The organism is Streptomyces sp. NPDC007264, from assembly GCF_042869095.1.
In the GTDB taxonomy this organism is placed as follows: Bacteria; Actinomycetota; Actinomycetes; order Streptomycetales; family Streptomycetaceae; genus Streptomyces.
In genome coordinates, this window is record NZ_JBIAFD010000020.1 from 61,674 (window position 1) to 79,525 (window position 17,852).

The window sequence follows — 17,852 nt, forward strand, 5'->3', positions numbered from 1 at the left end:
GAGATCCCACCGACCTGCGCATCCCGCGGACAAGGACCCCCGTCGGCACCGGGCGCCGCCGCCGGCCCCGGGCGCCCGTCCCCCGCACCCACCCGACCCACCACGAACCCCTAGGTGACACCCATGCCCGTAGACATCGCGTCCACCTCGTCCACCACGACCGTCGCCCCTCCGGACCCGCCCCACGCCTCCCAACTCGACGTGGCCGACGAGTTGCTGACGCTGCTGCACGACACGGCCACCGAACCGCGCCCCGACGCGCAGCTGGAGGCCCTGACCCTGGCGGTCGCCGCCGATCTGCCCGTGCTCCTGTGGGGTGAACCCGGGATCGGCAAGACCGCCGCCCTGACCCAGCTGGCCACGGCCCTCGACCTTCCGCTGACCACCGTGATCGCCAGCGTGCACGAGCCGTCCGACTTCTCCGGACTGCCCGTCGTCGGGGACGATCCCGCGGAACAAGGTGTTCCCATGGCCCCGCCGGACTGGGCCGTCCGGCTGGTGCGGGCCGGCCGGGGCCTGCTGTTCCTGGACGAGCTGTCCACCGCGCCGCCGGCCGTTCAGGCCGCCCTGCTCCGCCTGGTGCTCGAGCGGCGGATCGGCGCCCTGCGGCTGCCGCGCGGGGTGCGGATCGTGGCCGCCGCCAACCCGCGCTCCTCCGCGGCCGACGGCTGGGAGCTGAGCCCGCCGCTGGCCAACCGGTTCGTCCACCTCCCGTGGGCCCACGACCACGAGGTGGTGGTACGCGGCCTCGGCGGGACGTGGCCGCGGGCCACCCTGCCACGTCTCGGCCGGACCGGGCTGCCGGAGGCCGTGGCCCTCGCCCGCCGGGCGGTGTGCGGGCTCCTCTCCGCCCGTCCTGGGCTGGTGCACCGGCTGCCCGCCGACGAGGCCCGCCGCGGCGGCCCCTGGCCGTCACCGCGCAGTTGGGAGATGACGCTGCGTCTGATCGCCTTCGCGACGGCGGCGGGCTCCTCCCGGGACGTGCTGTCCGCCCTGGTCAGGGGCACGGTGGGGGACGGTCCGGGGCTGGAGCTGCTGGCCGCCATGGACCGGATGGACCTCCCGGACCCCGAGGTGCTTCTCGCCGACCCGGCCGGAGCCGCCCTGCCCGAACGGGGGGATCTGCGCCAGGCCGCGCTGGACGCCGTGGTGGCCGCGGTCCGCAACCGCCCCGACAGGCCACGCTGGGACGCGGCATGGGCGCTCCTGGTCCGGGCGCTGGAGACCGGAGCCCCCGACCTGGTGGTCGTCCCGGCGACCACCCTGGCCACGCTGCGCCGGGAGGACTGGGACGTTCCGGCATCGATCGAGCGGCTGGCCGGCGCGGTGTCCCTGTCCCGGCGGGCGGACCGGGCGGCGGCCCGGGCCGCCCGTGCCGTGGAGACGGACCGGTGATCCGGAAGGCCCCGGGTGCGCTGGATCGCGACAAGCTCTTCGCCGCCCGGCTGCAGGCCGCGCGGGCCCGGCCCCATCTGGCGACCGCGCTGTTCGCCCTGCACGCCGTGGAGTCACGGCTGGTGCCGACGATGGCCGTCGACCGGCACTGGCGGTGCTATGTCTCGCTGGCGTTCGTGGACCGCACGCCGGTGGAGGAACTCGCCGCGGTGTGGGTGCACGAGGTGTCGCACCTGCTGCGCGACCACCACGCGCGCAGTGACCGGGTCGCGCGGGAGCGCGGGCTGACCGGTCCGGGAGACCGGCTGCGGATGAACATCGCGGCGGACCTCGAGATCAACGACGACGCGTTCGGTGACGGGCTGGTGCGGCCCGAAGGAGCCGTCGAGCCGGGGACGTTGGGGTTGCCGGAGGGCGAGCTGATGGAGGACTACCTGCGCCTGTTCCGGCTCGGGCCGCGGACGCAGAGCCTGGCCTGGCTGGACTGCGGCAGCGGCGCCGACGGGCTGGAGCGGGACTGGGACCTGGGGCCGGACGGCGCGCACGGGCTCAGCGCGCAGGAACGGGACGCGGTTCGGTTCCGGGTGGCCCAGGGCATCACCGCACGCCCGGGGAACACCCCGAAGGGCTGGCGACGGTGGGCGGAGGAGGCGTTCCATCCGCCGCAGCCCTGGCGGGAGTTGCTGGGGGCGGCGGTCCGCTCGGCGACTTCCGGTGCGGGCGCGGGCGAGGACTACACCTACGGCCGGCCGTCGCGGCGCTCGGCCGGGGTGCCCGGGGTCGTACTGCCGAGTCTCCGGCGCAGGCCACCGCGGGTCTCCGTGGTCATCGACACCTCCGGGTCGGTCAGTGACGCCGAGTTGGGCAGCGCGCTCCTCGAGGTGGCCGCCATCTCCCGGGCGCTGGGTGGCCGGAACGATCTGATCACCGTGCTGCCGTGCGACGCGGCGGCGCGGATCGCGCATCCGCTGTGCCGTGCCGAGGGAATCCCGCTGGTGGGCGGCGGAGGGACGGATCTGCGCGCGGGCTTCACCAGGGCGCTCCGGGCCCGGCCCCGACCGGACGTGATCGTGGCCCTCACCGACGGGCAGACGCCCTGGCCGGGCGCACGGCCGCCGTGCCGGACCGTCGTGGGCCTGTTCCCCCGTCGGCGGACCGGCGCGTCCTGGGACGAGGACGACCCCGGCCACGTGCCGGACTCGCCGCCCGAGTGGGCACGCGCGGTCGTCATCGGGTAGCGGCCAGGTCAGCCGCGGCTCTCCTCGAAGAGCCGCTGCAGCGAGCGGCAGGCGCCGTCGAGGTGGTCGCGCATCCGGCGCACCGCCTCGTCCGCGTCGCCGGCGCGCAGCGACTCCAGGACCGCGCAGTGCTCGGCGACGATGCGTTCCCGGCCGAGGGTGTGCCGGGTCTGCACCATGCACAGGTGCATCTCGCCCTTGATGCCGCGGTAGAGCCGGCTGAGCCGGGGGCTGTCGACGGCGTCGACGAGGGACTGGTGGAAGCGCAGGTCGGACTCCACGAAGGCGCTGTGCGGCGCGTCGGCTCCGAGCCGGTCCAGATCGGCTATGGCGCGCTCGGCGGCGGTCACCGGCACGGTGCCGCGCTCGACCAGCACCTGTACCACCTGTGTTTCCAGCGGGGTGCGGACGAGGAACAGGTCGTCGACGTCGGCGCGGGTGAGGTGGGGCACGTAGGCGGGCTTGTTCGCCTCCCGCTGGAGCAGTCCCTCGTGCACGAGGGCGGTGACCGCGCTGCGCGCGGTGGGTCGCGAGACCCCGTACTCGGTCGCGATCTCCGTCTCCGCGAACGTGGTGCCGGACGCGAGTTGACCGTCGAGGACCCGATCGCGCAGGGATGCGGCCAGGGCGTCGACGACCGAGACGGTGGACAGCCGGATCGCGGCGTCCTGAGACATGACTACCTCCGTGGGGACACCGGCATTCTCTCACGCAGCCCCGCGCGATCCATTGACAGACATGTGTCATTGTCTGACAATCGACCGACCCTGCCCGCGGGCAGTGACGGGGGTCACACATGGCAACGGAACGAGGCAAGGACGCGTCATGGCCGGTTACCGACAGATCTTCGACCCCGTAGGGGGCTCACTCGGGTGGAGCGCGATGCTCGCGGCGCTTCCCCTGATCACGCTCTTCGTCCTGCTGGGCGGACTGCGCTGGAAGGCGTGGAAGGCGTCCCTCGTGTCTCTGGGCGTCGCCCTCACGGTGGCGGTCGCGGCCTACGGCATGCCGGCCGGGCAGGCGGCGCTCGCCGCGAGCGAGGGTGCGGCGTTCGGCCTGTTCCCGATCGTCTTCATCGTGCTGAACGCCCTGTGGATCTACAAGATGACCGAGATCACCGGCTGGGACGCGGTGCTGCGCCGCGCCTTCGGCTCGCTCTCGGGCGACCAGCGCGTCCAGGCCGTGATCATCGCGTTCTGCTTCGGTGCGCTGCTGGAGGCGCTGGCGGGCTTCGGCACTCCGGTCGCGGTCTCCTCGGTGATGCTGATGGCCGTCGGGCTGAGACCGATGAAGGCCGCCGCCGTCTCCCTGGTCGCCAACACCGCCCCCGTCGCCTTCGGCGCGATCGCCGTCCCGATCACCACCCTGGGCAAGATCACCGGCATGGACGCCGCCGACCTCGGTGCCATGGTGGGGCGCCAGACCCCGCTCCTGGCGCTGTTCGTCCCCCTCATCCTGGTGCTCATGGTCGACGGCAGGCGCGGGGTCCGGGAGACCTGGCCGGTCGCCCTGGTCGGCGGCGCCGCGTTCGCCGGTGCCCAGTTCGTCACCGCCAACTACCTGTCGTACGAGATCGCCGACATCGTGGCGGCCTTCGCGGGCGCCCTGGCCGTCGTGGGCATGCTGCGCGTGTGGCAGCCCCGGCAGGTGCTGGTCGCCCAGGCCCAGGCTCCGGTGATCGCGGGCGGTGCGGGCGCCGACGACGCCTCGGAGGGCGTACTGCGGCGCCGCCGGACCGGGGAGGGCTCCGCGCTGAAGGCGTTCGCGCCGTACCTGGTCGTGGTGGCGCTCTTCGCCGTGGCCACCTCGGGGCCCGTCAAGACCTGGCTCGAGGCGCACTCGGGATGGAAGTTCGGCTGGCCGGGCCTGGACGTCGTCAACGCCAAGGGTGTGCCGCTGTCCGCGCTGACCTTCAACCTCAACGTCTTCAACGCAGGCGGAACGGTTCTGCTACTGGCGGGGCTGCTCACCGCCGTGCTGTACGGCATCGGGGCCCGCCGCACCGCCGGCGCGTACGCCGACACCGTCCGGCAGTTCCGCTGGACCGTCGTCACCGTCATGGCGGTGCTCGCCCTCGCCTACGTGATGAACCTGTCGGGCCAGACCGTCACCCTCGGTCTGTTCCTCGCGCAGGCCGGCGGCGCGTTCGCCCTGCTCTCCCCCGTCGTCGGCTGGCTCGGCGTGGCCGTCACCGGCTCCGACACCTCCTCCAACTCCCTGTTCGGCATGCTCCAGCTCACCGCCGCCCAGCAGACCGGCATCTCCCCCTACCTCCTCGCCGCCGCCAACACCACCGGCGGCGTGCTCGGCAAGATGATCTCGCCGCAGAACCTGGCCATCGCCGCCGCGGTCGTCGGCCTCGAAGGCCGGGAGGGCGAGCTGTTCCGCAAGGTGGTCGGCTGGGGCCTCGGACTGCTCGTCGCGGTCTGCGCCCTCGTCTACCTCCAGTCCACCCCTGTCCTGGACTGGATGGTGGTGCGCTGATGCCCGCCGTCACCCGGCTCGCCGCGGACCTCGCGGCCATCGTCGGCGGCGACCACGTACGGGTGGACGACGGCGCGCTCGCCGTCTACGCCCGCGACGCCACCCCGCTGTTCACCGCGCGCCCGCAGGCGGTGGTGCTGCCCGGCAGCACCGAGGAGGTCGCCGCCGTGCTGCGCCATGCCACCGCACACGGCGTCCCGGTGGTGCCGCGGGGCGCCGGCTCCAACCTGTGCGCGGGAACCGTCCCGCTGCAGGGGGGCATCGTCCTGGTGCTCACCCGGCTGAACAAACTGCTGGAGATCAGCCCGGGCGAGCTGCTCGCGCGGGCGCAGACCGGCGTCACCACCGCCGCGCTCGCCGACGCCGCGGCCGCCGAGGGGCTGCTGTACGCCCCCGACCCGGGCAGCCGCACCGTCTCCACCATCGGCGGCAACGTCGCCACCTGCGCCGGCGGCCTGCGCGGCCTGAAGTACGGCGTGACCCGCAACTACGTGCTCGGCCTGGAGGCGGTGCTGCCCACCGGCGAGGTCATCCGCACCGGCGGCAGGCTGTGGAAGGACGTCGCCGGCTACGACCTGACCCGGCTGCTCACCGGCTCGGAGGGCACCCTCGCGGTGATCACCGAGGCCACCGTGGCCCTGCTGCCCGCGCCCGCGGACACCGGCACCGGGGTGGCGTACTTCGACTCCCTCGCCGACGCCTCCCGCGCGGTGGCCGCCGTCATCGCCGCGGGGATCGTCCCGGCCACGCTGGAGTTCCTCGACCGCAAGTGCATCGACGCCGTCGAGGAGTTCGCCGGGCTGGGCCTGCGCCGGGACGCCGGCGCCCTGCTGATCTTCGGCGACGACGGGGCACCGGCCACCGTCGCCGGCACTCTCGCCCGCATCCAGGACGTGTGCCTGGACGCGGGTGCGCTGGAGGTCACCCTCGCCGAGGACGTGGCCCGCGCCGACGCGCTGCTCGCGGCGCGCCGCTGCTCGCTGCCCGCGCTCTCCCGGCTCGGCTCGCTGACGATCCTGGAGGACGCCACGGTGCCGCGGCACCGGATGGCCGAGATGGTCGACCGCATCGACGAGATCGCCGACCGGTACGAGGTGCGGATCGCCACCTTCGGGCACGCCGGGGACGGCAACCTGCACCCCACCTGCGTACTGGACCCGGACGACGGCGAGGGAGCCGAGCGCGCCCACAAGGCGTTCGCGGAGATCTTCGCCGCCGCCATCGCGCTCGACGGCACCATCACCGGCGAGCACGGCGTCGGCGCGGCCAAACTGCCCTACCTGGCCGACCGGTTGGGCGAGGACCAGATGGCCCTCCTGCGCCGCATCAAGACGGCCTTCGACCCGGCAGGCATCCTCAACCCCGGAAAGCTCGGATCATGACCGATCACCACGGCGGCTCCTCCCCCGGGCCGGGGCAGCGCCCCGGCATCTTCGACAAGGAACTGCTCGAGCGCTGTATCTCCTGCGGGTTCTGCCTGCCCGCGTGCCCCACCTACGCCCTGACCGGCGAGGAGACCTCGTCGCCCCGCGGCCGTATCACCCTGATGCGGGCCCTGGAGGCCGGCGACCTCGCCCCCGACGACACCACGCTGGCCGAGGAGTCGTCGTTCTGCCTGGGCTGCCGGGCCTGCGAGACGGTGTGCCCGGCGGGGGTGGAGTACGGGCAACTGCTGGAACAGTGGCGCGACCACCAGTGGAGCGGGCCCGACCGCCCGTGGATCGCCCGCGTGCTGATGGCGTTGACGGCGCGGCCGGGTCTGCTGCGGCTCCAGGGGCTCGTGCGCCGCCACGCGCGCGGTCCGGCGAGAGCCGCGGCGCGGACCACGGCCCCGGCGGACGCGCCCGGCGACCGGCCCGCCGAGCCGCCGGTGTCGCTGATGCTCGGCTGCGTCGAACGCGGCCTGTATCCGAAGGTGTCCCGGGCCGCCCGGCAGCTGTGCCCGGAGGCCACCGTGCCCGGCGGCCAGGGCTGCTGCGGTGCGCTGCACGCCCACAACGGCGACTCCGCGACCGGCGCCGAACTGGCCCGCGCACTCGGCGAGCGGCTGCCGGGCACCATCGTCACCACCGCGGGCGGCTGCGCCGCGCACCTCGCCCACCACCTCGGCGAGGACCGGGTGCGGGAACTGAGCCAGTACCTCGACGACAAGGGGCACCGGCCCGTCGGCCAGGTGACGGTGAACGGCCGCAGGGCACGCGCCGCACTCCAGGACTCCTGCCATCTGCGCAACGGCATGGGCGTGACCCGCCCGCCCCGTGAGCTGATCGCCGCGGTCGCCGACTACGTCGAACTGCCCGGTGCGGGTACATGCTGCGGCGCTGCGGGCACGTACGCGCTGCTGAGGCCCGACGACAGCAGGAAGGTGCTCGACCCGAAGCTGGACGCCGTGGACGAGGCGGACGTCGACTACGTCGTGGCGGTCAACCCCGGTTGCCTGCGCCAGTTGCAGCAGGGCCTGCGCCGCCGTGGCTCCCGCGCGAAGGCGATCCACCTGGCCGAACTCCTCGCCCTCGCGGCCCGTTCCGACCCCGGCGCACCGGCACGGCCGTGACACCTCGCGCCCGCCCGAGCGCCCGCCCGAGCGGATGCCCGGGCGGGCGCGGGGCAGACGGGTCCCTTCGGAGACACCGGGTCCTGGGGGTGACGACGAGGACGGGAAGGTTTCGTCCGGCGGGCGGTCGGGAACCGGGGGACCCATGACGGGTTCCTCAGACCCGCCCGGGAACGACGTCCCACCGCAGCCGCGAGCGCGTTCCCGCCGGCACGACTCGGCCGTCCGACGACTCTACCGGCACGGCAGCGAACTGGAACTGCTGCACCGGTCCATGGGCTTCGCCGCGCTGGGCCTGGTCACCCTCGCGCCGCTGCTGATCGTCGTCGCCGCCGCCTCCCCCTTCCCCCATCGCGGCTTCGACGCCTGGGTGATCGACGGCATGAGCCTGTCGGGACACCCCGCACAGGCCGTGCGGCGCCTGTTCGCGGCGCCCCGCAAGGTGCTGAGCGCGACCAGTGTCTTCAGCGTGGTCCTGCTGGCGCTGTTCGGGCTGACCTTCGCCTCGAGCGTGCAGACGGGGTACGAGAGGGTCTGGGGCCTGCCCGCGGGCCGGTGGCACACCGTGTGGCGCCGGGCCGTGTGGCTCACGGCGCTGACGGCGTATCTGTTCGCCGAGGTGCAGAGCGGCACGGTGCTGCGGGAGGGCACTCCCCCGTCGGCCGTCCGCATCACCCTCACCGTCGTGTTCGGCGTGCTGTTCTTCTGGTGGGGCCAGTACTTCCTGCTGGGGCGGCGGGTGCCCCGGCGGGCGCTGCTGCCCGGGGCGATCGCCACACTGCTGGGCCTGGTCGGCCTGCGCTGGTTCTCCTACCAGGTCTTCTCCCCGCTGATCGTGAACAACGCGGTCACCTACGGCGCCGTGGGCACCGTTCTCGTCGTGCAGTCCTGGCTCATCGGGGTCGGCTTCGTGGTCTTCGGAGGCGCCCTGCTGGGCCGTCATGTCCACGATGCGTACGGCGCTCGCCGTACCCGCGGCGCGCCTCCCGTTGATCACCGTCCGTGATATCTCATTCACTCGAACGAGGGACCCATGCGCGTGCGGGCGGAGGGTACCCGGGCCCGGTGGAAGATCACTACGCCGGGGTGCTGCCGGACATGCAGCAGGTGATCGACGAGATCGTGTCCGCCGTCCGTGCGGGCGACGACGCGCGGCTGCGGGTGCTCCTCGTCGAGCGTTTCGCCCCCGAGGCGGACATCGGCGCCGTCTTCGCCCTGAGGCAGCGGCTGTACCACGCGCTGGGGGGCGGGCCGGACGGCGGCTGAGGATGCCCGGCGCCGGTACCGGCCGCGCCGGGTGCGGGGGTCGGCCCCGTCCGGTCGGCGGCGTGCACCGGCCCCGTCCCCGCGCCGTCAGGTGTACTCCACCGCCGCGTCCAGCAGCCAGTCCGTGAGGTAGGCGGCGAAGGACGAACGGACCAGCACCCAGAAGCCCGCGCCGGGCCGGTCCCGGGCGACCAGGACGACCTGGGTGCGGGCCAGTGCGGTCTGGGCGCAGCGTCCGGGGCCGAACACGCGCGGATGCAGGTCCAGCGCACAGCCGTGGGCCAGCAGATCGCGGGCCCGGGGCCCCGCGACGAGGAGGGTGGTGCGCTGCGCGGACACATCGGTGACGGACACCGGCTCGTCCCCGGCGGCCGCCCTGATCCGGGACTCCAGATCCCGCTCGCGGCCGGGCGGGCCCACCACCAGCCATCCGTCGGGACCGAGCCACAGCGCGGTCAGCTCCCCGGCGCGTGCGACCGTGTCCGGCTCGAGGGGCAGGGTGAACCCCAGGGCGAGTCCGACGGCTTCCGCCGCCGGGCCCTTGCCGTCGAGCCGCACGTCGACCTGGGACAGGAAGGGGAGTTCGGCCAGCCGTACGGCGCCGCGGGAGGTGCGCGTCGCGGCGGCCAGTCGCTCCGCGGCGTGCGTCAGGGGGCTGCGGAGCGGGGCGGGAAGGGCGGTGTCAGCCATCGCGGCGGGCTCCCTCGGGGTCGTACAGGACGGGGTGGGCGACGGTGACCGGGACCAGGCGGTCGCCCACGGGGGCGAAGAGCCGCTCGCCGATCCGCTGCCGGCCGCCCTTGACCAGTGCCAGGGCGAAGGCCCGGCCGAGTGCCGCGCTGCGGTAGCTGGAGGTGACATGACCGAGCATCGGGACCGGCGGCTCGGGAAGGACGCCCTCGGCCACCAGTTGGGTGCCCTCGGGCAGGACGTCGTCCGGGTCCTCGGGGAGCAGACCGACCAGGTGCTTGCGGTCGGGGCGGAGCGTGTCCGCGCGGGTGTACGAGCGCTTGCCGATGAAGTCGGGCTTCTTCTTCGACACCGCCCAGCTCATGCCGAGGTCGTGCGGGGTGACGGTCCCGTCGGTGTCCTGGCCGATGACGGGGTAGCCCTTCTCCGCCCGCAGGACGTGCATGGTCTCCGTGCCGTACGGGGTGATGCCGTAGCGGGCGCCGGCCTCGTGCAGCGCCTCCCACAGCACGACGGCGTGCCAGGGCGACACATTGATCTCGTAGGCCAGTTCGCCGGAGAAGCTGATCCGGCACACCCTGGCCCCGATGCCGGCGACGGAGGTCTCCCGCCACGCCATGAACGGGAAGCTGTCGTTGTCCACGGCCAGCGCCGGCGCGAGCGCGCCCAGGACGTCGCGGGAGCGGGGGCCGACCAGGGCGACCGTGGCCCACTGCTCGGTGACCGAGGTGCAGTGCACACGCAGTCCGGGCCATTCGGTCTGCAGCCATTCCTCCATCCAGTCCAGGACCGCGGCCGCGTTGCCGGTCGTGGTGGTGGTCAGGAAGCGGTCCTGGGCGAGGCGGAGGACGGTGCCGTCGTCGAGGACCATGCCGTCCGGCCGGCACATGAGGCCGTAACGGATCATGCCGACCTTCAGGGTGCTCATCATGTTCGTGTACAGGCGGTCGAGGAAGACGGCCGCGTCCGGGCCCTGGACGTCGATCTTGCCGAGGGTGGAGGCGTCCATGAACGCGACGCCCTCGCGGGCCGCCCGGCACTCCCGCAGGACGGCACCGTCCTTGTCCTCGCCGGGCCGCGGGTAGTACCAGGGCCGTTTCCACTGCCCGACGTTCTCGAACAGCGCGCCGTGCGCGACATGCCGGTCGTGCAGCGCGGTCACCCGCACCGGGTCGTGCAGCGCGCCGCGGTCGCGTCCCGCGAGGGCGGCGAAGGAGACGGGGGTCCAGGGCGGCCGGCACGTGGTGGTGCCGAGGGCCGAGAGGTCCACGCCGAGCAGTTCCGCGACCACGCCGCCGGTGAGCACTCCGGATGTCTTGCCCTGGTCGGCCGCGGTACCGGCGGTGGTGTAGCGCTTGGTGTGCTCGACGGAGCGCAGGCCGGCGCCGGTCGCACGGGCCAGGTCGTCGACGGTCACGTCGCGTTGGAGGTCGACGAAGCGTGGTCCGCCGTCGGCGCCGGGGACGGCGTACACCCGCATGGGCGGCGTCGGGGCCAGCTGCGCGGGCACCTCCGGAAGGCGGGGTTGCCGGGGCGGGTGGCCCTGGGCCGCGATCGCGCGGGCGCCGGCTGCGGCGCCCTGCGCGAGGACCGCGGCCAGGTCCGGGGCGCCGTTCGCGCTGCCCGCGACCACCACGGCCTGACGGCAGGCTGCGGGGACGAAGCCGCCGAGCGTGTCGTCGTGGCGCAGCCGGCCGCCCGCCTGGCTGAAGAGGTGCACGACGGGGTTCCAGCCGCCGGAGACCAGCAGCAGGTCGGCGGTGAACTCCCGCGACACCGCCGGCTGCCCGTACCTGGCGACGGTCACCGCCGTCAGGCGCGCGCCGCCCCGGGTGCCGGTGACGGCGTGACCGGGCAGCACCCGGATCCCGGCCGCGCGGGCACGGTCGGCCCACTCCCCCGGCTCGGGCCTGGTGTCGACGATCGCGGGGACGTCGGCGCCCGCCGCCGCCAGGTCGAGTGCGGCCGCGTAGGCGCTGTCGTTGGTGGTGAACACGACGGCGCGGCGGCCGGGCAGCACACCGTGGCGGTGGACGTAGGCGCGGGCCGAGGCGGCCAGCATCACGCCGGGGCGGTCGTTGTCCGCGAAGGCCATCGAGCGCTCGTGGGCGCCGGTGGCGAGGACGACGTGACGGGCGCGGATGCGCCACACCCGCTCGCGGGCGAGGCGTTCGGGGGCCCGGGCGCCGAGGTGGCCGGTGCGGCGTTCGACGGCGAGGAGGTGGTTGTCGTCGTAGTACCCGAAGACGGTGGTGCGGCGCAGTACACGCGTCTCGGGTGCGGACGTCAGCCGCGCGGCGGTCGCCTCCACCCAGTCGAGGTGCTCCCCCGTGCCGAGCAGGCTGCCGCCCGGTTCCGGTCGCTCGTCGGCGAGGATCACTCGGGCGCCGGTGCCCGCGGCCGCCGCGGCGGCCGCGAGACCCGCGGGGCCGGCGCCGACCACCAGCAGGTCGCAGTGGGCGTGGACGGCGTCGTACCGCGCCGGGTCCGGCCCGGTGGCGAGGCGCCCCCGGCCGGGCAGACTGCCGGCCACCAGGCCGTCGTACAGCTCCACCGTGGTGGCGGGCAGCATCGGCTCGGGGAAGGGGGCCTCGATCTGCACGACGGCGTTGGGTTCCTCCGAGCCGGCCGAGAAGATGCCGCGCGGGCGGCCGAGCCTGATGCTGGTGCCGGCCTGGATGACGCCGTTGGCGAGGAGGGCGGAGGCGAGGGTGTCGCCTCGGTAGCCCTGGTACGCGGTGCCGTCGAAGGTGAAGTCCAGGGGTTCGTCCCGGTGGATCCGGCCACGGGCGGCCAGACGGAACGGCTGGGTCCGTTCCCCCGCCCCGCCCCGTCCCGGCACCACGGGCCTGCCGCGGGGCCCCGCAGGGGCCTGTGCCACCGGACCCGCGCCCGGCCCCGAAGGGGCCTCGTCCGCACCCGCCGCACCCGCCGCACCCGCCGCACCCGCCGTACGGGCCGGAGGAGCGGGAGGAGCGGGAGGAGCCGGACGCGTTCCGAACGCGGCCGGACGTTCCTCCCCCGCCCGGTACACCGCCAGGATCTCGTTCGTCGCCGTGTCCCGCACCGCGTTGAACCAGCGTCGGCAGCCCGCCGCGTGGCTCCACCGCTCGGCGAACGGGCCCTTGGGATTGTCGCGGAAGAACAGGTACCGGGCCCACTCCTCGTCGGTGAGGGCCGCCGGGTCCTGGGGGTAGGGCACGTGCGCCTGGCCGCCGTAGTGGAACTCGGCCTCGTCACGGGGCCCGCACCAGGGGCAGGGAATCAGCAGCATGGTTCGGCTCCCTAGTGGGCCACCGCCGCCGCACCGTGTTCGTCCACGAGCGCGCCGGTGGTGAAACGGTCGAGCGAGAAGGGGGCGTTGAGGGGGTGGGGGGCGTCGTGGACGATGGTGTGGGCGTAGACCCAGCCGACGCCCGGGGTGGCCTTGAAACCTCCGGTGCCCCAGCCGCAGTTGAGGTAGAGGTTGTCGACGGGGGTGAGGCCGACGACGGGCGAGGCGTCGGGGGTGACGTCGACGATCCCGCCCCAGGTGCGCAGCACATGGGCCCGGGCGAACACCGGGAAGAGCTCCAGGGCGGCGGACATCTGCCGTTCGATGACGTGGAAGGCGCCGCGCTGCGTGTAGGAGTTGTACGCGTCGACACCCGCGCCCATCACCAACTCGCCCTTGTGCGCCTGGCTGACGTACACGTGGACCGCGTTCGACATCACCACGGTCGGGTGCACCGGTTCCAGGAGCTCGGAGACGACTGCCTGCAACGGGTGGCTCTGCAGCGGGAGTTCGATGCCGGCCATGGCGGCCAGCACGGAGGTGTGGCCGGCCGAGCACAGCGCCACCTTCCCCGCCGCGACGGGCCCGAGCGTGGTCCGCACTCCCACGACCCGGCCGCCGACGATGTCGATGCCGGTGACCTCGCAGTTCTGGATGATGTCGACACCGGCGGCGTCGGCCGAGCGCGCCAGGCCCCAGGCGACGTGGTCGTGCTTGGCGATGCCCCCGCGCGGCTGGTAGGTGCCGCCCAGGACCGGGTGGCGCACGTCGGGTGAGATGTCGACGATCGGGCAGACGTCCTTGACCGCTCGGGCGTCGAGCCATTCGGCGTCCACGCCGCTCAGCCGGTTGGCCTCGACGCGGCGCACGCCGTCGCGGACGTCCTGGAGGCTGTGCGCGAGGTTGAGGACGCCGCGCTGCGAGAAGAGGAGGGGGTAGTCGAGCTCGTCCTCCAGTCCCTCCCACAGTTTCAGGGCGTGCTCGTAGAGGCCGGCGCTCTCGTCCCAGAGGTAGTTGGAACGGATGATGGTGGTGTTGCGGGCCATGTTGCCGCCCGCGAGCCAGCCCTTCTCCAGGACGGCGACGTCGGTGACGCCGTGGTTCTTCGCCAGGTAGTGGGCGGTGGCGAGGCCGTGTCCGCCGCCGCCGACGATCACCACGTCGTACGAGCGCCGCGGCTCGGGCGTGCGCCACAGCCGGTCGGGGTGGTCGGGGAGATCGGCGCCGGGGGTGCGGGGGCTCATCGGGTGTCTCCGTCGTTCCGGCCGCGCAGACGGGACATGGTCGGATCGAACAGGGGCTCGTCGGCGACGACCGCCTCGACGCGCTGGTCGAAGTAGCCGATGTGCACGGTGTTCCCGGTGGTGGCCAGTTCGGCGGGGAGCCAGGCGTAGGCGATGCCCTTGCCGATGGTGTAGCCGTAGGCGGCGCTGGTGACATGACCGACGGCCCGGTCGCCGTCGTACACCGGCTCCCTGCCCATGACGACGGCCCGCGGGTCGTCGATGGTCAGGCAGGTCAGTCTGCGCCGCACGTCGGCCCGGCGCCGCTCGAGTGCGGCCCGTCCCACGAAGTCGCCCTTGTCGAGCTTGACGGCGAAGGCGAGCCCCGCCTCGTACGGGTCGTGCTCGTACGTCATGTCGGTACCGAAGGAGCGGTAGCCCTTCTCCAGGCGCAGGCTGTTGAAGGCGCCGCGGCCGGCGGCGATGCCGCCCAGGGGCCTGGCCGCCTGCCACAGCGTGTCCCACAGCTTCAGGCCGAGGTCCGCGGTGGTGTACAGCTCCCAGCCGAGCTCCCCGACGTACGACAGGCGCATCGCGGTGACGGGCACGGAACCGATGTGGGCGCGCCTGGCCCGGAAGTACTTCAGGCCGTCGTTCGAGAAGTCGGCGTCGGCGAGGGGCTGCAGCACGTGCCGGGCCAGTGGCCCCCACAGTCCGATGCAGCAGGTGCCGGGCGTGATGTCGCGCACCGTGACCGAGCCGTCGGCGGGCAGGTGGCGCCGCAGCCGGTCGAGGTCCACGTTGCCGTTGGCGCCGACCTGGAAGAGGTCGGGGGACAGCCGGGCGACGGTGATGTCGCTGCGGATGCCGCCGCCCTCGTCCAGCAGCAGGGTGTAGGTGACGGAGCCCACGGACTTGTCGACCTTTCCGGTGGACATCCGCTCCAGGAACGCGGCGGCACCGGGCCCGGCGACCTCCAGCCGCTTCAGCGCGGTCATGTCGTACAGGGCGACGGTCTCGCGGGTGACCTGTGCCTCGGCGCCGACGACGGGCGACCAGTAGCGGGCGGCCCAGTCGTTGGGGACCGGGATGCCGCGGCCCTCGGTGAGCGCGGCGTTGGCCTCGTACCACTGCGGGCGTTCCCAGCCGTTCGCCTCCAGGAAGAACGCGCCGAGGTCCTGCTGGCGGGTGTGGAAGGGGCTGGTGCGGATGGGGCGCGGATGTCCCGAGGGCTGCAGCGGGTGCAGGATGTCGTAGACCTCGACGAAGTTCTGGCAGTCGCGGGCGAGGACGTACTCCGGGGCGAGCTGGTGCGGCTCGAAGCGGTTGACGTCGCACTCGTGCAGGTCGAAGGACGAGCAGTGGCCGTCCACCAGCCACTCGGCCACGGCGCGGCCCACTCCGGCGGAGTGGGTGACCCAGACGGCCTCCGCGACCCAGAAGCCCTGGACGTCCGGGGACTGGCCGAGGAGCGGCAGCCCGTCGGGGGTGAAGGAGAACAGTCCGTTGATGCCCTCCTCGATCTCGGCCCGGCGCGTTGCGGGAAGCAGCGACCGGGTCTCGCTCCAGGCGTCGGCGAAGTCGTCCTCGGTGAACTTCAGGACCGACGGCATCGCGTCGGCGTCGTCGACGGAGAGGATGTCGTCGGCGGCCACCGGCATCGGGCGGTGCCCGTAGAAGCCGATGCCCAGCCCGTCGAAGCGGTCGCGGTAGTAGAGGTCGGCGTCCTGGTGCCGCAGGATCGGGCGCACCGCCTCCTCGGTCTGGCCCGCCAGGGCGGGGATGGGGCCCGTCCAGGCCAGTTGGTGGGCGAGCGGGGTGAGCGGGAGGTCCATGCCGGCCATGCGGGCGACCTTCGGGCCCCAGATGCCGGCGCAGCACACGACGATGTCGGCGGGCAGTTCGCCGTGGTCGGTGAGGACGCCGGTGACCCGGCCCGCGCCGTGGAGCACGTCGAGGACCTCGTGGCGGGCGAGGAAGCGCACGCCGCGCGCGCGGGACCGGCGGATCTGCGCCTCGACGGCGAGGACGGCCTTGGCCAGGCCGTCCGTCGGGACCAGCAGGCCGCCGAGGACCTTGTCCTGGTCGAGCAGCGGGTGCCGCTCGACGCACTCCTGGGGGCCGAGGAGGTGTGCCTCGACCCCCCAGGCGGTGATCCAGCCGTGGCGGCGGTGGAGTTCGGCGAGGCGCTCGGGCGTGGTCGCCACCTCGAGGCCGCCGACCTGCAGGAAGCAGGGCTTGCCGTCGACGTCGAGGGAGCGGAACTTCTCGACGGTGTAGCGGGCCAGTTCGGTCATGGTCTTGGAGGCGTTCGTCTGGAAGACCAGGCCGGGGGCGTGCGAGGTGGATCCTCCGGTGGCCGGGAGCGGGCCCTGGTCCACCACGGTCACATCGGTCCAGCCTCGCTCGGAGATCTCGTCGGCGAGGGCCGCTCCCACGACCCCCGCTCCGATGACGACCACTCGGGGTCCCGCCATCACCACACCTCCAGTTGCTGCCTACGCAACATGATTCAGGTTGCGCAACTCAATGTGCCTGCCGTGCGGATGGGTGTCAAGGGGGCCCCGACCTCGGGAAACGGCCCGGAACGCGACGGGCCCGGCAGGCTGTCGGCGCAGCCTGCCGGGCCCGTGACGGGGCGTTCGGGTGCTGGGGCGTGTTGCGAGAGCGGCGTCGTCCGCTTTCGCGACACGCCCTGGTGCGAGGGCGGCCGCCGCCGGTCCCGGAGCGGGGGCGGCGCCGCCGTGACCTCGGCTACTTCAGCCAGGCGTCGACCTTGTCCCGGTGGGACTCCACCCACTTCTTCGCCGCCGCGTCGGCCGTCATCCGGTCCACGGCGATGTACCGGGCGACGGTGTTCTGGTCCTCGTTGGTCCAGTGGAACTTCTTCACCAGGTCGTAGGCCGGGCCGCCGGACGCGGCGAACCTGGCGCTGACGACCTTGTCCAGGTCGTACACGGGATAGTCGCAGGCGACCTTCGCCGCCACCGCGTCACACCCCGTCGTGTACTCGGGCAGGTCGACCTTGACCAGGGGCACCTCCGACAGGAACCACTGCGGCTCGTAGAAGTAGCCGATCACCCATTCCTTGTTCTTCTCGGCCTTGCGGAACGCCTGGATGAGCGCGGTCTCGCTGCCCGCGTACACCACCTTGAAGTCCAGGTCCAGGTTCTTCACCAGCGCCGCGTCGTTGGTGACGTAGGACGGGTCGCCGTCCAGGAGCTGGCCCTTGCCGCCCGACTCGGAGGTCTTGAACCGGCCGGCGTACTTGTTCAGGTTCTTCCACTGGGTGATGTCGGGGTGCGCCTCGGCCAGCCACGGCGGCACGTACCAGCCGATGATGCCCTTGTTGCCGGTCCGGCCGGCCTCGACCGCGGTCTTCTGGCCGGTGATGTACTTCTTCTTCAGGTCGTCGTGGCCCCAGTTCTCCAGGACGGCGTCGACCTCGCCGGTCCCGAAGCCCTGCCAGGCGATCTCCTCCTTGAGGTCCTTCTTGGTGACCGTGCAGCCGAGGTCGTGCTGCGCGACGTACGCGACGACCGCCGCGTCCGCCTCGTAGCCCACCCACGGGTTGACCGCGAGGTTGAAGGTGCCGCACTTTCCCGAGCCCTTGGAGCCGGCGGAGGAGCTGTCGCCGACCTTCGCTCCGGAACAGGCGGTGAGGATGAGGCCGAGGACGGCCAGGCCGGCCGCGCCGGCTCGCCAGTGTCTTGCCATGGTGTCGCGCT

Annotated in this window: 13 protein-coding genes; 7 read left to right on the forward strand and 6 right to left on the reverse strand. The window is 73.5% G+C overall.

Features of this window, described 5'->3' with window-relative positions:
* Window positions 1-123: 123 nt before the first annotated feature.
* On the forward strand, window positions 124-1,395 hold the full coding sequence (locus ACFYMU_RS28355; protein ID WP_388378888.1) for an AAA family ATPase: 1,272 nt from the start codon (window positions 124-126) through the stop codon (window positions 1,393-1,395).
* Window positions 1,392-2,633 carry a VWA-like domain-containing protein gene (locus ACFYMU_RS28360; protein ID WP_388378891.1) on the forward strand — a complete coding sequence of 414 codons (1,242 nt, stop codon included), beginning with the start codon at window positions 1,392-1,394 and terminating at the stop codon, window positions 2,631-2,633. The genes ACFYMU_RS28355 and ACFYMU_RS28360 overlap by 4 nt, the downstream gene beginning before the upstream one ends.
* An 8-nt stretch (window positions 2,634-2,641) precedes the next feature.
* On the opposite strand, the gene ACFYMU_RS28365 is transcribed toward ACFYMU_RS28360, so the two are convergent.
* Window positions 2,642-3,310, reverse strand: a complete 669-nt coding sequence (locus tag ACFYMU_RS28365) for a GntR family transcriptional regulator (protein WP_388378894.1) — start codon at window positions 3,308-3,310, stop codon at window positions 2,642-2,644.
* A 148-nt stretch (window positions 3,311-3,458) separates the two neighbouring features.
* Here ACFYMU_RS28365 and ACFYMU_RS28370 point away from each other — a divergent pair, with 148 nt between their 5' ends.
* From ACFYMU_RS28370 to ACFYMU_RS28390, 5 genes are all read left to right on the forward strand, one after another.
* Window positions 3,459-5,117, forward strand: a complete 1,659-nt coding sequence (locus ACFYMU_RS28370; protein ID WP_388378897.1) for an L-lactate permease — start codon at window positions 3,459-3,461, stop codon at window positions 5,115-5,117.
* Entirely contained in the window at window positions 5,117-6,499 is a 1,383-nt protein-coding gene (locus ACFYMU_RS28375; protein WP_388378900.1) for an FAD-binding oxidoreductase, read from the forward strand. The genes ACFYMU_RS28370 and ACFYMU_RS28375 overlap by 1 nt, the downstream gene beginning before the upstream one ends.
* The gene (locus ACFYMU_RS28380) at window positions 6,496-7,671 is read left to right on the forward strand and encodes a (Fe-S)-binding protein (RefSeq protein ID WP_388378903.1); all 1,176 of its coding nucleotides are present in this window, start codon (window positions 6,496-6,498) and stop codon (window positions 7,669-7,671) included. Before ACFYMU_RS28375 ends, ACFYMU_RS28380 begins: the two co-directional genes overlap by 4 nt.
* Window positions 7,672-7,816: 145 nt before the next feature.
* The gene (locus tag ACFYMU_RS28385) at window positions 7,817-8,677 is read left to right on the forward strand and encodes a YhjD/YihY/BrkB family envelope integrity protein (protein ID WP_388378906.1); all 861 of its coding nucleotides are present in this window, start codon (window positions 7,817-7,819) and stop codon (window positions 8,675-8,677) included.
* A gap of 59 nt (window positions 8,678-8,736) precedes the next feature.
* Complete coding sequence (locus ACFYMU_RS28390) at window positions 8,737-8,937, forward strand: hypothetical protein (protein WP_388378909.1); 201 nt, start codon at window positions 8,737-8,739, stop codon at window positions 8,935-8,937.
* 87 nt (window positions 8,938-9,024) lie between these two features.
* Here ACFYMU_RS28390 and ACFYMU_RS28395 read toward each other — a convergent pair whose 3' ends face one another.
* The 5 genes from ACFYMU_RS28395 to ACFYMU_RS28415 form a co-directional block, all read right to left on the reverse strand.
* A complete protein-coding gene (locus tag ACFYMU_RS28395) occupies window positions 9,025-9,627 on the reverse strand; it encodes a sarcosine oxidase subunit gamma (protein WP_388378912.1) in 603 nt (200 codons plus the stop codon).
* The gene (locus ACFYMU_RS28400) at window positions 9,620-12,901 is read right to left on the reverse strand and encodes a sarcosine oxidase subunit delta family protein (protein ID WP_388378915.1); all 3,282 of its coding nucleotides are present in this window, start codon (window positions 12,899-12,901) and stop codon (window positions 9,620-9,622) included. The genes ACFYMU_RS28395 and ACFYMU_RS28400 overlap by 8 nt, the downstream gene beginning before the upstream one ends.
* 11 nt (window positions 12,902-12,912) lie before the next feature.
* Complete coding sequence (locus ACFYMU_RS28405; RefSeq protein WP_388378918.1) at window positions 12,913-14,145, reverse strand: sarcosine oxidase subunit beta family protein; 1,233 nt, start codon at window positions 14,143-14,145, stop codon at window positions 12,913-12,915.
* Window positions 14,142-16,601, reverse strand: coding sequence for an FAD-dependent oxidoreductase (locus ACFYMU_RS28410; RefSeq protein ID WP_388378921.1), 2,460 nt, complete (start codon window positions 16,599-16,601; stop codon window positions 14,142-14,144). The genes ACFYMU_RS28405 and ACFYMU_RS28410 overlap by 4 nt, the downstream gene beginning before the upstream one ends.
* A gap of 277 nt (window positions 16,602-16,878) precedes the next feature.
* Window positions 16,879-17,841, reverse strand: a complete 963-nt coding sequence (locus ACFYMU_RS28415) for an ABC transporter substrate-binding protein (RefSeq protein WP_388378924.1) — start codon at window positions 17,839-17,841, stop codon at window positions 16,879-16,881.
* Window positions 17,842-17,852: the final 11 nt, after the last annotated feature.

What these genes read in the sequence shown, in the direction of transcription:
- ACFYMU_RS28380 (WP_388378903.1), top strand. Translation starts at nt 6,496, where the DNA reads ATGACCGATCACCACGGCGGCTCCTCCCCCGGGCCGGGGCAGCGCCCC.
- ACFYMU_RS28355 (WP_388378888.1), top strand. Translation starts at nt 124, where the DNA reads ATGCCCGTAGACATCGCGTCCACCTCGTCCACCACGACCGTCGCCCCT.
- ACFYMU_RS28365 (WP_388378894.1), bottom strand. Translation starts at nt 3,310, where the DNA reads ATGTCTCAGGACGCCGCGATCCGGCTGTCCACCGTCTCGGTCGTCGAC.
- ACFYMU_RS28400 (WP_388378915.1), bottom strand. Translation starts at nt 12,901, where the DNA reads ATGCTGCTGATTCCCTGCCCCTGGTGCGGGCCCCGTGACGAGGCCGAG.
- ACFYMU_RS28415 (WP_388378924.1), bottom strand. Translation starts at nt 17,841, where the DNA reads ATGGCAAGACACTGGCGAGCCGGCGCGGCCGGCCTGGCCGTCCTCGGC.
- ACFYMU_RS28395 (WP_388378912.1), bottom strand. Translation starts at nt 9,627, where the DNA reads ATGGCTGACACCGCCCTTCCCGCCCCGCTCCGCAGCCCCCTGACGCAC.
- ACFYMU_RS28370 (WP_388378897.1), top strand. Translation starts at nt 3,459, where the DNA reads ATGGCCGGTTACCGACAGATCTTCGACCCCGTAGGGGGCTCACTCGGG.
- ACFYMU_RS28375 (WP_388378900.1), top strand. Translation starts at nt 5,117, where the DNA reads ATGCCCGCCGTCACCCGGCTCGCCGCGGACCTCGCGGCCATCGTCGGC.
- ACFYMU_RS28385 (WP_388378906.1), top strand. Translation starts at nt 7,817, where the DNA reads ATGACGGGTTCCTCAGACCCGCCCGGGAACGACGTCCCACCGCAGCCG.
- ACFYMU_RS28410 (WP_388378921.1), bottom strand. Translation starts at nt 16,601, where the DNA reads ATGGCGGGACCCCGAGTGGTCGTCATCGGAGCGGGGGTCGTGGGAGCG.
- ACFYMU_RS28405 (WP_388378918.1), bottom strand. Translation starts at nt 14,145, where the DNA reads ATGAGCCCCCGCACCCCCGGCGCCGATCTCCCCGACCACCCCGACCGG.